We start from the raw sequence: 14707 nt of genomic DNA, 5'->3' as shown, positions 1-14707 counted from the left end.
ATTCAAATGAGGCAACGTATCGAGCTACGCGGAGGTTTCTTATGAGTCAACGCGCATACTGGTTGGCTTCTGAGCCACTTCGCTATACTTCTCTAGCAGCCCTGACAGGAGGTCGGGGCTTCTGTCTTATTAGAGGAGATGTTCATGACCGCCCAGTCCGACTCAACTTGGCTCACACAGGAGACTTTCGATCGCCTGAAGGAAGAGCACGAGTTCCTGTCGTCGACGCGGCGACAGGAGATCACCAGGGAGATTCAGGAAGCTCGCGAAGACGGCGATCTCAAGGAGAACGCTGGCTACCACGCAGCCCGCGAGGAACAGGGTCGCATTGAAGCCCGAATCACCGAACTGGAGTACATGCTCAAGAACTCGGTCGTCACCGAGGCGCCAGAAGCCAATGGGAAGGTCGTGCTCGGCACCGTGGTGACCGCGAAGATCGGCAGCCGCGAGCAGAAGTTCCTCTTCGCCAGCCCCGAGCTGGAAAGCCAGACGGACCTTCGCGTGTTCTCCCCCGAAAGCCCAATCGGTCAGGCCATCGACGGCCTCAAGACCGGCGATACGGCCACCTATGAGACCCCGACCGGCGGCAACATGCAGGTCGAGATCCTCAATGTGGAGACCTTCCGCGGTTAGCGGGACTCTGCGCAACGCGCGACCCTTTCCCGCCGTATAGATCCGGCACACCCCACAGCTACAGCGAGGCGTTTGGGTCCACCTTCGGGTGGTACCCCGCCTCGCGTAGGCGTTCAAGCACCTGCTGAGCGTGTTCTGTGCCCCGCGTCTCTACCGCGATCTCGAGTTCGACTTCTTGGATCTGCAGTCCCTTGTTGTGACGCGTGTGCAGCACCTCGATCACGTTCGCATTGATTTCCGCGAGAATCGCGGCGATACGTGCGAGGTGCCCAGGGGTATCGCGCAGCCCGATGTTCATCTTCATGTAGCGCTCAGACGCGGTCAGCCCCGAGGCGATTACCTTTTCGAGCATCATCGGATCGATATTGCCGCCGGTGAGTACCGCGACGGTATTGCCCGGTTCTTTGATTTTGCCGGCAATGATCGCGGCCACCGGCGTCGCTCCTGCGGCTTCTACGACGAGCTTGGCGCGCTCGAGGAGCAACAGAATCGCGCGCGAAATATCGTCCTCGGAGACTGTCACAACCTCATCCACGTACTTGCGGACGAGTTCAAACGAAAGCGATCCCGGCACATCCACCGCGATACCGTCGGCAATTGTTGCTTTTGCGTCAATCTTGACCGGATGCCCCTCCTCGATTGAGACGGGGAACGGGGCCGAATTTTCTGTCTGCACACCGATCACGCGCACTTCACGACCGGCCTTCGCGGCAAGCTGCTTCGCGATTGCGCCTACACCGGAGGCGAGCCCGCCGCCACCAATTGGGATAATGATCGTATCGATGTCCGGTTGCTGTTCGAAGAGGTCAACCGCGAGCGTTCCCTGGCCCGTGATGATGTCGGGGTGGTTATAAGGATGGATGAACACGGCACCGGTTCGTTCGGCGAAGGCTTGCGCACCGGCGAGCGAAGCCGCGACGTTTTCTCCTTCCAGGACAACCTCAGCACCGTAGTTCCGCGTCGCCTCAAGCTTCGGGATAGGCACACCGGTGGGCATGAAGATCGTCGCTTTGATACCCAGCTCGCGCGCGGCAAATGCAACTCCCTGCGCGTGATTACCGGCAGATGCGGCCACAACCCCGCGAGCTCGCTCTTCTTCGCTCAGCTGCGAGAGTCGATAGGTCGCGCCACGGATCTTGTAGGAGCCCGTTCGCTGCATGTTTTCGCACTTGAGATAGACCTGTCCGCCGGTGTGGTTCCGGAGGAAACGAGCCGAGTCAAGGAGCGTGACGCGGGTAGTCTGCTGCACAATTGCACGCGCAGCTTCCACGGTGTCGAGCTGCGGTTCAAAAGTGATGTCGACTGGGTCAATCACGAGTTAGGTACCTTCTTCTTTCTGCGTCTCGAAACGAGCGGGTGTCGAGCTGGCACCTTCGCTGAGTCATCATCGTCTTCTTCACCCAGGCCGTCGGTCGGGTCGCGCTGATCCCGCCATTTACCTGAAGATATGTATTTCACCATAGTTTTGGCCGCGGCCACGACTGGCACAGCGAAGACCGCACCGCCGACACCCGCGAAAATGGATCCGGCGCTCACCGAAACCAACACCACGAGCGGGTGTAGCTTCATCGCCGGGCCCATGATGAGCGGCTGCAGCACATTCGACTCGAGCGCCATCACGGCAACCACGATGATCAGCATAATGATCGCGTTCCAGAAGCCGTTTGCAATGAACGCCAACACCACTGCAAGTGCGCCGGAAAGGAAGGCACCGATCAGTGGCACAAAGGCAAACAGAAACACGATGATGCCGATCGCAAGCGAATAGGGCACCTGCAGGATCACCGCTCCGAGGAAGATTCCCACGGCATCGATGAGCGCAACCACGACCTGCACTCGAACATAGTGACCGGTGGTAATCCAGGCGCGTTCACCCGCACCGTCAACCGCCGCGCGGGCCGCACGGGGAAAGAGCGAGACAAACCCCAGCCAAATGCGGCGACCATCGAGCAGGTAGAACACGATCGCAAAGAGCGTGAATACCGATCCGGTCGCGACCCCGGCGACGGTGGTACCCGCGGCCAGCGTGGACTCGATCAGGGTGCCAACATTCGCTTGAATCCACGCGAGGATCTCTGCGAGGGCTTCGTCGAGCACCGCCTGGCTGATCTGCAACGGCGACTCTTCGAGCCAGTGGAGGGTTTCTTGATAGCGACGGGTGAAGTCAGTGAGATCAAATTGCTGGCCGCTGCGGAAGGCGAGGATCACGAGCAGAATTAATGCCGCGATGGACGCAAAGAGCACCGCCAGAGCCGCGATCAGCGCCAGCCATTTGGGCCAGCGATAGCGCAGCGTGAGGGTATTGGTCAGTGGCACCAGCAGCGCGGTAAAGAGCATCGCTACCAGCAAGGGCACCACGATGATGCCGGCTTTGCCGATGAGCCAAATCACCGGAATCACGGCCAGGATGATGACGATCGTTCGCCAGCTCCAGGCCGCGGCTATGCGCACCGGACGCGAAACCAGCTCAGAATCTGGTTCTACCGACGACCATCCAGCAGGCCGCGGTGCTCGTGTGGAACCCGCCATTGGTGCTAGAACTGCACCCGGGGAGGTTCGGAGATTGCTGCGCGGTCGGCCACTTCAAAGAACTCTCGTTCTTGGAATCCCATCATTCCGGCAAGCAAGTTATTCGGGAATGATCGCACCGAGGTGTTGAGCTGGCGCACGCTGCCATTGAAGTAGCGACGCGAAGCCTGAATCTTGTTCTCGGTCTGTACGAGGTCGCTTTGCAGCTGCGAGAAGTTCGAGCTTGCCTGCAACTGCGGGTAAGCCTCTGCCACCGCAAACAGGCTGCGCAGTGCACCCTGTACGTGGTTCTCGGCGTTGGATGCGGAAGCCGGTGAGTCGGCAGCGAGCGTTTCGCTGCGTGCCTGGGTCACATCCTCAAACACTTGTGATTCGTGTTTCGCGTAAGACCGCACTGTCTCAACGATATTCGGAATCAAGTCGGCACGTCGTTTGAGCTGCACGGTGATGTCGCTCCACGCCTCATCGACGCGCACATTGTGTTTGGTGAGTTTGTTGTAGGTAACCCACGCCCATACGAGAAGAATGAGGATGAGTGCGACAACAATTACTACCGGGATAAGCCAGCCGAGTTGTTCCATAACCGCAAGTCTACCGACGGCGGGTAACCACTCGTGGAGGATCTTATCGGTCTCGGCGTACCCTCACGGCATGACGTCACGGGCCTCACTCACTGCTGGCCCCGGAAGCCCGACGACGCAGACCGATCGCAAGGCCAATGCTCGCGACCACGGCACCGACTGCGACCAGCAAGAGGGTCAGCGGCATCACCTCGGAGCCCTGATGCTCGATCACCACCCCGATGAGCCACGGTGCGAAGGCCTGGCCCACCATGGATGCGGCAACGACATACGAGAACCGGTGGCCGTGTGCGTGGCCCGAACGAGCGAGCCAGGTCAGCCCATTGGGGAAGATCGGTCCAATAAATAAGCCGCACACCATGAATGCCCACACAGCGCTCGGCGCATGGGTCATGGCCCAGACGAGCGACCCTGCCATACCGAGGCAGCTGACCACCACGAGTGTCGGGATCGAAATGAATCGCGTCAAGGCGGCGGCACCGAAGCGGCCAATCACCATCGCAAACCAATAGCCCGAGGTCGCCCAAGCCGCGGCGGATGCACTGAAGTCAAGATCCGCGAGAAAGGTCGGCTCCCAGGTACCGATGCCCGACTGCACGCCGAAGTGCGACACGTACAGCACAATAAAGCCGAAGACCACGGCGGCACCGACATACCAGCGACTGCGCGAAGCAATAGGTGATTTCGTGTCCTCCGCGGACGGAGCGTCAACCGGTGTGGGTCGCGGAGCAAGCCCGCGCATCGTGAAGAACGCAAACGCGTTGGCGACACCAACCGCCGCGAAAATGATCCAGTATCGTTCCGTGCCGATCACGGCGAGGATGCCGGGCGAGATCACCGTTCCCACACCAAAGAAGCCGTGCGCGACATTGACGAGTGCCGGTCCTCGCACGCCCGCGCCGATAATCAGCAACTGCGTAATGAGCATGTCGACCCCGCCGAGCCCAAGTCCGGCAATCGTCGCGGAAATGAGCACCATGGGCCAGGAAAACGCGAAGGCCAACGCGAGTCCGCCACCGCCCAGGAGCACGATCGACACCATCATGGTCATTCGATTCCCGAACGGTTTTAATGCGAAGGGAGCGGCGAGAACGCCAACCACGGCGCCCGCGGACTGCATCGCTAAGCCACCGCCGGCCACCGCATCCGAGATACCGAATTGCGCTTTGAAGCTTGGAATCGCAAGGCCATAGGTCGACAGCAGCAGGCCGATCGTGGTCATGACGACCATGCATCCGATGATTGCGGCGCGATTGAACAGCGTCGGCTGGGTACGCACAGACTCTCCTTTGGGATGGCGCACGCGACCCGGAGGCTGCGATTGAAACTGGTGACAATTCGGTCAGTTGTCCCCCCGGCGGGACTCGAACCCGCACTGAATCGATTTTAAGTCGACTGCCTCTGCCATTGGGCTACGAGGGGAAGTGGCTACGGAAACGAACTGTCGCTGCCGCATCCTAAAAGGATACGGCAGCGACAGTCAGGCGCTAAACCACACGCGCTGGGCCCTGGGCAATCCAGCGTGCTGGCTCGACCCGGAAGAAACTACTTCGCGTCTGCGGGAGCCGCAGGCTTGGGTGCGTCGGCTGGCTTGGCTGCTGCGGGCTTCGCAGCCGCGGGCTTCGCCTCAGCTGGCTTAGCGTCCGCAGCGGGACGCGGGCGAGCCGCGTAACGTTCGAAGAATGCCTTGGGCTGATCAACATCGGGCAGCGAAACGAAGTCGCGGCCGAGCAAGATCTGTCCTGCCCAGTCTCCGAACACGCGAACCTTGCGCTCGAGGGTCGGGATCGCTGCGCCGTGGTAACCACGGTGCATTGCCCAAGCGGTGAAACCGGTGATCCCGGTGTCGCCCGACTGAAAGGCACCCACGCCGACACCGAGGCCAGCAACGGCGCCGATGTTCTCGTGGTAGTAGTCGGTCGGAGTGTCGCCGCGAAGCGTGGCCACAATGTTCTCGGCGAGCACTGCTGCCTGACGCACTGCGTGCTGCGCGTTCGGGACGCAGAATCCCGCGACGCCACCGCCCGAGAGGTCGGGTACCGCAGCGACGTCACCGGCGCCCCAAGCATCCTTGACGACACCCTCGTCACCCTCGACGCGGAGGTCGGCGCGCACGCGCAGGTTGCCGCGTTCGTTGACGGGAAGGTCAGTGAAGCCCTTCACGAATGGGTTTGCCATCTGACCGGCAGTCCAGACGAGCACGTCGGTGGGGAATACGTCGCCCGCTGAGGTTTCGACGTTGCCGTCGACAGCCGAAGAGCACTGGGTGTTGAGGTGGACAGTTGCCCCGCGTTCGGCGAGGTTCTTGATCACCCAAAGTGCGGTCTCTTCCGAAACTTCCGGCATGATGCGGCCAGCCGCCTCGATGAGGTGGAACTGCACATCATCAAACTGCAGCGACGGGTAGTCAGCGAGCAGCGCCGTGGCGAGCGAACGCATTTCGGCGAACGCTTCGATTCCGGCGAAACCGCCACCGACGACAACGAAGGTCAGGAGGCGCGAACGCTCGGGACCGGGTGCCATCGTGGATGCACGGTTGAAGTTGTCAATGATCTTGTCACGAACCCAGATGGCTTCTTCGATGCGCTTCACACCGATTGCCTGGTCGGCGACGCCAGCGATGGGGAACGTACGGCTCACGGCGCCTGCGGTGACTACGACGATGTCATAGCTGAGGGTGTACTCGTCCGCATCCGCAGGCTTGACCGTTGCGGTCTTGCTGTCGTGGTCGATCTTGGTCACTTCTGCCGTCACAACGCGAGTGCGCTTGAGGTGACGGCGGTGCGAGACCACCGCGTGGCGGGGCTCAATCGAACCACCGATCACTTCCGGAAGGAAGGGCTGGTAGGTCATGTAGGGCAGCGGGTCGACAATCGTCACCTGCGCCTCACCTGGGTTGAGCTGCTTTTCAAGCTGGCGTGCAGTGGTAAACCCTGCGTAGCCACCACCAACAATCAAAATCTTGGTCACGCGTCCACTCCTCACTGTGGTCTTTCTCAATACGAGATCGGCTAAAGCTTAGTCGCCTTATTTGTCGGCTTGCTGACTTTAAACGTTGTCAACTGACGTTTGTGCACCAGGGTTTGCACACTGGCACACGGAGGGGCTCCAGGCAGATTCTCGGAGCGCCCAATCTCCAATGGGGTTAATTCCTTCTCCCACCGCAAGTGAATGCGCCGCGAGCGCGTGCAAGCATTTCACTCGCGTCGGCATCCCGCCTGCGGTCACGGTCGCGATCTCCGCAACGTGCTGAACCGACTCGCGGTCCGCAAGATAGCGCTCGTGCGCACGCTGATACTGTGACTGAAGTTCATCATCTTGTCCCAGCGCATCCTGCATTTCGACCATGAGATGCGCGCCTTCGAGACGCGACATTTCAATCGTTGCTTCCGGATGCGTCAGGTAATAGAGCGTCGGGAACGGCGTACCGTCGTCCAGCCGTGGCGCGGTAATCACCACGACCGGGTTCCCGCACACGCAGCGCGCACCGATTCCGATTACGCCGCGTGCCTGGCGCCCGAGCTGTTCCGTGACCACCGCGATGTCATGTTCGCTTGCGGGTGGAAATGTGCTCACGGAGTCTCCTGTGGTGCGTCGGCGGTGGCTGATCGGATCAGGGAATCGAGATATAACTCCCCCGAGTCGGTGCGAGTTTCGTGCACTTCGACCGACACATCGACCGGGTCGGGTGGCGCCTGCGGCGTTGATTCGTCAACGACCACATAGGTGGTGTCCCCCGGTTCAACGAAGAGAAGTCTGCCACGTGCCTGCGCTTTCACGAAAGCGGGGTCTTCCCAGCGGGCCTGTCCCTGCTCAAGCGCTTCGATTTCTTCCGTGGTCAGCGCGATTTCTTCTTCGAGCTGCGCAATGTGCTGGCGCTGGCCGATGAGTTGCTGCACGGTGGGCGTCAGGGTCGCCACAGCCACGACAAGCGCGATGAGGATGAGCACCGACCCACCTGTGGGCCGGTGCTCAATTCCCCGTCGCTTACTCAAATCGCGCTAGCTCAATCCTGACTTGCTGGTTCCTATGCTTCGGAAGTCTGGAACCGTGGGAACGCATCCGCGCCCGCGTACACGGCCTGCTCGCCCAGCTCTTCTTCAATACGAAGCAGCTCATTGTACTTGGCAACGCGGTCGGTGCGGGCCGGCGCACCGGTCTTGATCTGACCGCAGTTGGTGGCCACCGCGAGGTGGGCGATCGTGGTGTCTTCGGTCTCACCCGAGCGGTGCGAGAGCACGGCCGAGTAGCCGTTGCGCTGCGCGAGGTTCACGGCGTCGAGGGTCTCCGAAAGGGTACCGATCTGGTTTACCTTGATCAGGATCGAGTTACCGGCGCCGGTCTCGAGGCCGCGCTGGAGACGCTCGGGGTTCGTGACGAAGAGATCGTCACCAACGATCTGTACCTTGTCACCAATGCGTTCGGTGAGCTCGGTGTAACCGTCCCAATCTTCTTCGTCCAGCGGGTCTTCGATCGAGACGATCGGGTACTCGGCGATGAGTTCCTCGTAGAAGGTCACCATTTCGCTCGCGCTGTGTTCCTTACCCTCGAAGGAGTAGACCCCATTTTCGTAGAATTCTGAGGATGCGACGTCAAGTCCGAGCGCGACGTCACGGCCGAGCTCGAAGTTGGTCTCCCCGATAGCCTCAGTAATGAGGTTGAGGGCGTCGCGGGTCGAGGCCACGTCGGGAGCGAAACCACCCTCGTCGCCGAGACCGGTGGAAAGGCCCTTCGCCTTGATGGTCTTCTTCAGCTGGTGGTAGATCTCCGCACCCCATTGGAGCGCCTCGCGGAAGGTCGATGCGCCGATGGGGAGGATCATGAACTCCTGCACATCCACGCCGGTGTCCGCGTGTGCGCCACCGTTGATGATGTTCATCATCGGCACGGGCAGCACGTGTGCGTTCGCGCCGCCGACGTAACGGAAGAGCGAAAGTTCGCTCGACTCGGCAGCAGCCTTGGCTGCTGCGAGGCTCACGCCGAGAATTGCGTTCGCGCCGAGGCGCTCCTTATTGGGGGTGCCGTCGAGCTCGATCAGTTCGACGTCAAGCGCACGCTGATCGGTCACGTCGAAGAATTCGATTCCGGGGTTAATTTCGTCGGCGATACCCTGAACGGCCTTCTCAACGCCCTTTCCGAGATAGCGGTCGGCTTCACCGTCGCGCAGCTCATAGGCCTCGAAAGCACCGGTGGATGCGCCTGACGGCACGGCAGCACGGCCCATTGCGCCATTGTCGAGGGTGACCTCAACTTCAACGGTGGGGTTACCTCGGGAGTCAAGGATTTCTCTTGCAAAGACGTCAACGATGAACGACACAGTGATCCTCCGATTGGGAATATTTGACGGTGGCAGGTTGAGTCTAGCGATGCCGACGGACACTGAGGCTTAGTTCTCCCTCAAGATGCAGTGCTCAGTGCGGAGTTTTCGACCAATTGCCGCACCTCGCCTTCAATTTCTTCAAGCGAGTACGTCTCGCTACCGGCCGCCGTACCCACCACCAAAGTTCGTGGCGCATCCGCGTTTGCAGCCACATTTGCGACCTGCAGCTGGAGTTCATCAGCGGCGCGCCGCCCCAATGCAAAGACCACGAGGTCTGCTGAGATCCGCCGTTGGCATCGCGCTCGCAGCCCTCGGGCTCGGCGCTCTTCTGGGTCCGGCGACAGCAGGACTCCGCGGACTTTGGACCAGCCGCGCACAGAAAAAACCTGTGCGAGCGGTGCTTGGGCAACAACCGCTACTCCCGCAGCGCGCAACCGCTGCGCCACGGCGCGGGTTTGTTCGCGATCGCCGACCAACACCGCCCGTCGCCCCGGCTGCACCCCGTCGACCTCTGCCAGCTTGACTGCCGCATCCGCGAGCATCGATCCGGGCAGGTCTGCACCCGCGACCAAGGGAGGCAGTTCGTAACTGCCATTGGCGAGAACGAGATTCTGTACCTCAATCTCCATCCGCCTCGGCCCATCGGCAGAATCAGGCTGTGCGACGACCAGGGTTCGGTCGAAAATTCCCACTACCGTTCCGGACACTAATTCAATAGCCGGTTGTGTTTTGGCCTTCTCGGTCAGCTCAGCGAGCAAGTCCTTTGGTTTTCGTGCTCCCTGTGCGGTTCGGATTTCTGCCCGGCGAACTCGGCTCCGTTGTAAGTTCGCTCGGGTGTCGATGAGCATCACGCGCCTGCCAGCGGTGGCGATGGCGAGGGCCGCGGCGAGACCGCTCACTCCCGCGCCCACCACAACGAATTCCTCGCGATGGCGCGTGACTCTGCGAGCGGTGAACTGTGCCGCACCTGCCGGGGTAGGTATCCGACCGCCGCCAGCGAGTCGGCCGAGGATGCTTCCGGCGATTTTGCTGAGGCGAGGATGCTGGCGGAAGAGTGTGAATTGAAACCCGGCTCCAATGCGGGCACGAAGGAGGTCCGCGGTGCGAAAGATATCAACTTCCGTGTTCGGCCACCCCTGTTCACGAACCACCGTGTCCCCGCCTCGCACCAGCGTCGCGCAGGCCGGAGTGCCGGGACTTCCGTCGACGGTCACCAGGCAGTTTCCGCACGCACCGAATCCGCAGTGGAAGCCACGTGGGCGATGAAATTTTGTGCTTCTCGAGAGCGTACGAACGCCATCCGCGTGTAGCGCAGCGGCAATGGATTGACCCGGCCGCGCTCGAAGGTGCCGCTGCTCAAAGTTGAACACGAGCTCAAGTGAGCCGCCCGCTTCACGTCGTGCAATGCTATTCACCGGTATGCCTCCTTAGATCTCTGCTTCGACGACGAGTGACCCTTCACGAATCCAGTCACCGCGGTGGACGCGGTCAATTCCCATGGCCGCCATGCGTGGATCGATCCTGCCCGTGGTGAGGTATTCCGCGATGAGCTCGCCCGCAGCTGGCGCTCCCATGAATCCGTACACCCATCCGACTGACAGCACGAGGCCGGGGACTTCCTCGACCGGGCCAAGTACCGGAGCGAGGTCCGGCGTTTGGCTTACGGTGCCAGCCCAGTGGCGAAGTAGTTTTGCTCCCGCGAGGAGAGGAAAGAGGCGCACGAATTTTGTCGCCATATCTTGAAGGAGATTCCAAGAGCCGTTCACGCTCGAAGTCCGGTCCGGTTCTGGCAGCTCCGTGCCGCCAACGAATTCGCCACGACCGGTCTGGTGGCAGTATCCGAGCAGCTCCAACGCTGCCAAGCCGGGGCGGAGGAAGGGTCGGAGCGATTGGGTCACGATCATTTCGAGTCTCGCCGCGGTCAATGGCAGTTCGAGGTTCGCCATCCGGTTGATTACGCCAGCGTGCCCGCCCGCAGCATTGACCACGGTGTCCGCGCGGATCATCCGACCGTCGGCAAGCTCGACGCCGATAACACGGTCGGACTGTCGCAGGAGCCCGGTCACTTCCACTCCGCAGCAGACTTGGACTCCCATCCGTGCCGCATTCAGGAGGTAGCCCGCGACCACACTGTCGTGGTGCGCGAAGCCCGCATCCTCTTGAATCACCGCGCCACGCACCAGAGCCGGGTTTACCGCTGGCAAGTAGGCACGCGCATCTTGCTCCTCAAGCAGCTGTGATTCGATACCGAGCTGTTGCTGAAACGCGTGATCCGCACGACACTGTTGCCACTGCTGCTCGGTGGAAGCGAGCACGGCATATCCCGTGCGATTGAATAGCACGTTTACATCGAGCTCACTCGACAGTCCCAGCCATTTTTGACGCGACAGTTCGAAAAATTCACACCATTCGCGTGAGGCGAATGCGGATCGAATCAACTCTCCATTTCTGCCGCTGGCCCCACCACCTGGCCACGACCGGTCGAGCACAAGGACGTCCGCGTGGCCACGCCGAGCCAGTTCATAGGCGATCGCAAGCCCCTGCACGCCGGCGCCGACGATCACGGTCTCATAGCCGGATCGAAGCGGTTCCGAAGAGACACCGGGAAGAGCCATTAGCGTTCCTCCCCCGACTTGAGGTCATCCGGCTCGACGTCATCGCGAAGATCCACGAACATCCCCAGCGGCGTCGGAACTAGAGGAACCCTCACCGTGGGTCGTCGAACGTGATCCGGCTCCTCGACTCCGTGACGAATGAGCAGTTCTTGAACAAGGGGCGCGCAGTATTTCCCCTGGCACATCCCCATGTAGACCGCGGTGGCACGCTTAATGGTCTCCGGATGCGTGTGTCCAGTGTGGATCGCATTTTCAATATCCGCTTCGGTCACGTCATGACAGGGACACACGATGCGATCTCTGGCGTGTTGTCGACGGCACGGCATAGCGCCTCCTCAATGGCTTTGACCCGTTGCTAGCGATGCGGCGTTGCTGATCAACGTTGAACAGCAACATTTACAGTATAGCGTTATTGAAAATAGCGTTTCCTGCCTGGTTGCAGTGGACGCTGTGCCTATAATCTCGCCATGGCCGCTCCCGGTAGACCACCCCTTGACCCCGCTCAGCTCGAACCAATTCTCGTTGCGGTCATGGACCTGGTTGCGACAAAAAGCTCTCGGGAAATTTCCTACCGAGATGTCGCCAACTCTGCGGGGGTATCGGTCGGGAAACTGCAGCACCACTTTGGCACCCGCGATGAACTGATCCGCAAAGCCTTCGAACTTCGTTTGCTGCAAGTCACCCACGCACTGCACGAGATTCGAGATCAACCGGGAACACCAACGCAACGACTCACGGCAGCGGCGGACGAAGTGGCACTGCGAGGCGCATGGCGACGCTCAACAATCTGGATCGATCTCTTGCATCGTTCCGTTGACTCGTCGGAATATCGCGACCTGGTGGTGCGAGTCAATGACTCGTGGAGAAACGTGTTCACCGCCCTCATCCGGGACGGGATTAGCACCGGCGAGTTTTCACTCGAGGGCCCGATTGAGGATGCGGTACAGCAAATCATCATCACCGCCGACGGCTTGACCGTACACGCGCTAGTTCACGGCCGGGAGTATGCAAAGGATGAGGCCGCAGCAATTCGCGGCATATTTACCCGCACCCTCCACGCCACGCTTGGCGTCCGAGTGTGAAGTCTTCGATGACAGTGAGTTCGCGTCGCTTGTGTAATATCTAGTATGGTCGTATTGGAAATTCGGGAGGCAACGAGGCTTCCACGGTTTAACCGGATTTTTTCCAGCTCACGAAAGGGTTCGCAATGGTGCCAGCACTGATAACCAGTTTCGTCGTCGGCGGTGTACCGCTGATAGCAACGCTCATCACCTGGGTGATTGTGCGCAAGGCGTATAAGGCGGACAGCTGATGTTCGCACTCGCAATTCTCGGTAGCTTTGTCCTCTATCTCATCATCGGTGCGGTCGTCGGACGCTCTGTAAAGACCACCGATGACTACTATGTCTCCGGTCGCAACGCTCCCACCTTCCTGGTGGCGGGTACCCTTGTCGCGTCCTTCGTCTCCACTGTCTCCTTCATGGGTGAGCTCGGATTCTCCTACGACGGATACGCCGTCCCGATGCTCATCCTCGCTTCGATTAATATTTCGGGATACGCGGTCGGCGTGCTTCTCTTCGGAAGGTATCTGCGCCGGTCGGAAGCGCTCACCGTCCCGGAATACTTCGGGCAGCGCTTCAATTCCAAGAAGATCCAAGCCATCGCCGGAATCATGGTGGTGATCGGAATCGGGCTCTACCTCGTATCTGTCTCGCATGGCCTGGCACTCATCATCGGTCAACTGATCGATATCCCCGAGTGGGTCATCATCATCATCGTGTGGGTCGCCTACACCTCATTTACGCTCTTGAGCGGTTCGAAGGGCATCCTCATTAACGACACCATCATGTTCGTGGTGTTCACCGTCGCCGCGGTGGTCGGGATGGGATTCGTCATCGGTGGCGCCGGTGGCCCTATTGCCGCCACCGAAAAGATGACGCAGTTTATGCAGAAACCTGACGGCATCTCCTGGCACGGACTCACTGGTGAGAATTCGTATATGGGTAGCCCCGGTGAAGTGCTGATCTATGCCATCACTCTAGGTATCGTCTGGGCCCTGGTAGTCGCGGTGAGCCCGTGGCAGTCGAGTCGATTCCTCATGGCTAAGAACGAACACGTCGCGATTCGCTCCGGCATGTTCGCCACCGGAGCGTTGATCGTGCTGTACCTCTTCCTTACGCTCGGAGGCTTCGCGATCAACCTCATCAATCCGAATATTGAACCGAGCGAAGTCGCGTTTATCTGGATCGCGCAGAACCATTTGCCCGGGATCATCGGCATTTTGATCGTGACCGGAATTGTCGCAGCGGGACTTTCTTCGGCAGCGTCGTTCCTCTCGATTGTCGGTTTCTCGGCAGCCAATGACATCCTTCCCGCATTCTCAAAGCGACCCGAATTCGCTTCCGCAACCGCGGCGCAAGTAGAATCCGGTGGACTTGCCAAGAAGGGACGCGACCAGTCCCTCGCCACCGCCAATATTGACGTAGATCTCGCCCGGGACGCCGACAAAATTAAGCTCCGCACCTCGCGGAACGTGATGTTGCTCGTGAGTGTGGCAGTGCTCATCCTCACGTTCGTTATGCCGCCGGTCATCATGACCATCGCTTACTTTGCGGCCACGCTCTTTGCCGCATCTTGGGGTCCGGTGGCGATTTGGTCCACGCAGAGTCGACGCATCACTGCTCGAGGCGCCATCTTCGGCATGATCGCTGGGTTCGTTGTTTCGGCTGGTCTGCAGACCATTAACGAATTCACGCCATATACCTTGCCGACACTGGCCGACCCGGTCATCCTGGGCCTTATTGCCTGCATCCTCGGTATCTATATCGGAAACTTCCGCAACCAGCCTTCGAAAGAGGAAGTCGCGTACTTCGAGAAGCTGCAGATTACGCCAGCGCATGAACGTGACCCGAAACGGATCCGCCAGACGGGCTACATGGCCTGGGGCGTGGCAATTATCTGCTTCCTCGTGTTCGTCGCACTCGTATTCTTCTACGCGATCCCCTACGGGCAGATTGTCGGATAACGGAG

The 14707-nt window shown here is 60.2% G+C and carries 14 protein-coding genes and 1 tRNA gene; 3 read left to right on the top strand and 12 right to left on the bottom strand.

Annotation, left to right across the window (positions count from 1 at the left end; translation table 11 throughout):
• The first annotated feature begins 144 nt into the window (after positions 1-144).
• Entirely contained in the window at positions 145-633 is a 489-nt protein-coding gene (gene greA, locus ACTHXA_RS14060; RefSeq protein WP_441673453.1) for a transcription elongation factor GreA, read from the top strand.
• 58 nt (positions 634-691) lie between these two features.
• Here the strand turns inward: greA and ilvA are convergent, their stop codons facing one another.
• The 12 genes from ilvA to ACTHXA_RS14000 all read right to left on the bottom strand — a co-directional run bounded on the left by ilvA (position 692) and on the right by ACTHXA_RS14000 (position 12004).
• Positions 692-1948, bottom strand: coding sequence for a threonine ammonia-lyase (ilvA, locus tag ACTHXA_RS14055; RefSeq protein ID WP_441673451.1), 1257 nt, complete (start codon positions 1946-1948; stop codon positions 692-694).
• Positions 1945-3162, bottom strand: a complete 1218-nt coding sequence (locus ACTHXA_RS14050) for an AI-2E family transporter (protein WP_441673449.1) — start codon at positions 3160-3162, stop codon at positions 1945-1947. Before ACTHXA_RS14050 ends, ilvA begins: the two co-directional genes overlap by 4 nt.
• A gap of 5 nt (positions 3163-3167) precedes the next feature.
• Positions 3168-3743, bottom strand: coding sequence for a LemA family protein (locus tag ACTHXA_RS14045; protein WP_441673448.1), 576 nt, complete (start codon positions 3741-3743; stop codon positions 3168-3170).
• Between the two features lie 85 nt (positions 3744-3828).
• On the bottom strand, positions 3829-5022 hold the full coding sequence (locus ACTHXA_RS14040) for an MFS transporter (RefSeq protein ID WP_441673446.1): 1194 nt from the start codon (positions 5020-5022) through the stop codon (positions 3829-3831).
• A gap of 70 nt (positions 5023-5092) precedes the next feature.
• Positions 5093-5165: transfer RNA gene (locus ACTHXA_RS14035), tRNA-Leu, on the bottom strand.
• Between the two features lie 123 nt (positions 5166-5288).
• Positions 5289-6713, bottom strand: coding sequence for an NAD(P)/FAD-dependent oxidoreductase (locus ACTHXA_RS14030; RefSeq protein ID WP_441673444.1), 1425 nt, complete (start codon positions 6711-6713; stop codon positions 5289-5291).
• A 78-nt stretch (positions 6714-6791) separates the two neighbouring features.
• Complete coding sequence (locus ACTHXA_RS14025; protein ID WP_441673442.1) at positions 6792-7319, bottom strand: DUF501 domain-containing protein; 528 nt, start codon at positions 7317-7319, stop codon at positions 6792-6794.
• Positions 7316-7738: an FtsB family cell division protein gene (locus ACTHXA_RS14020; RefSeq protein WP_441673440.1), complete on the bottom strand. Its 423-nt coding sequence runs from the start codon at positions 7736-7738 to the stop codon at positions 7316-7318. Before ACTHXA_RS14020 ends, ACTHXA_RS14025 begins: the two co-directional genes overlap by 4 nt.
• Before the next feature lie 32 nt (positions 7739-7770).
• On the bottom strand, positions 7771-9060 hold the full coding sequence (gene eno, locus ACTHXA_RS14015; protein ID WP_441673438.1) for a phosphopyruvate hydratase: 1290 nt from the start codon (positions 9058-9060) through the stop codon (positions 7771-7773).
• Positions 9061-9140: 80 nt separating this feature from the next.
• Complete coding sequence (locus ACTHXA_RS14010) at positions 9141-10478, bottom strand: (2Fe-2S)-binding protein (protein WP_441673436.1); 1338 nt, start codon at positions 10476-10478, stop codon at positions 9141-9143.
• A gap of 12 nt (positions 10479-10490) precedes the next feature.
• Complete coding sequence (locus tag ACTHXA_RS14005; RefSeq protein ID WP_441673434.1) at positions 10491-11678, bottom strand: NAD(P)/FAD-dependent oxidoreductase; 1188 nt, start codon at positions 11676-11678, stop codon at positions 10491-10493.
• Positions 11678-12004, bottom strand: coding sequence for a (2Fe-2S)-binding protein (locus ACTHXA_RS14000; RefSeq protein WP_441673432.1), 327 nt, complete (start codon positions 12002-12004; stop codon positions 11678-11680). Before ACTHXA_RS14000 ends, ACTHXA_RS14005 begins: the two co-directional genes overlap by 1 nt.
• A gap of 141 nt (positions 12005-12145) precedes the next feature.
• Between ACTHXA_RS14000 and ACTHXA_RS13995 the strand changes: the two genes are divergently transcribed.
• A complete protein-coding gene (locus tag ACTHXA_RS13995) occupies positions 12146-12760 on the top strand; it encodes a TetR/AcrR family transcriptional regulator (RefSeq protein ID WP_441673430.1) in 615 nt (204 codons plus the stop codon).
• Between the two features lie 229 nt (positions 12761-12989).
• Complete coding sequence (locus tag ACTHXA_RS13990) at positions 12990-14702, top strand: sodium:solute symporter family protein (RefSeq protein WP_441673428.1); 1713 nt, start codon at positions 12990-12992, stop codon at positions 14700-14702.
• Positions 14703-14707 lie beyond the last annotated feature (5 nt).

This window comes from Gulosibacter sp., assembly GCF_052090685.1.
Classification (GTDB): domain Bacteria; phylum Actinomycetota; class Actinomycetes; order Actinomycetales; family Microbacteriaceae; genus Gulosibacter.
This window is presented reverse-complemented; position numbering and strand designations above follow the sequence as displayed.

Coding starts and splice junctions, on each gene's coding strand:
- greA (WP_441673453.1), top strand. CDS start 145: ATGACCGCCCAGTCCGACTCAACTTGGCTCACACAGGAGACTTTCGAT.
- ACTHXA_RS14050 (WP_441673449.1), bottom strand. CDS start 3,162: ATGGCGGGTTCCACACGAGCACCGCGGCCTGCTGGATGGTCGTCGGTA.
- ACTHXA_RS14045 (WP_441673448.1), bottom strand. CDS start 3,743: ATGGAACAACTCGGCTGGCTTATCCCGGTAGTAATTGTTGTCGCACTC.
- ACTHXA_RS14005 (WP_441673434.1), bottom strand. CDS start 11,678: ATGGCTCTTCCCGGTGTCTCTTCGGAACCGCTTCGATCCGGCTATGAG.
- ACTHXA_RS14000 (WP_441673432.1), bottom strand. CDS start 12,004: ATGCCGTGCCGTCGACAACACGCCAGAGATCGCATCGTGTGTCCCTGT.
- ACTHXA_RS13995 (WP_441673430.1), top strand. CDS start 12,146: ATGGCCGCTCCCGGTAGACCACCCCTTGACCCCGCTCAGCTCGAACCA.
- ACTHXA_RS13990 (WP_441673428.1), top strand. CDS start 12,990: ATGTTCGCACTCGCAATTCTCGGTAGCTTTGTCCTCTATCTCATCATC.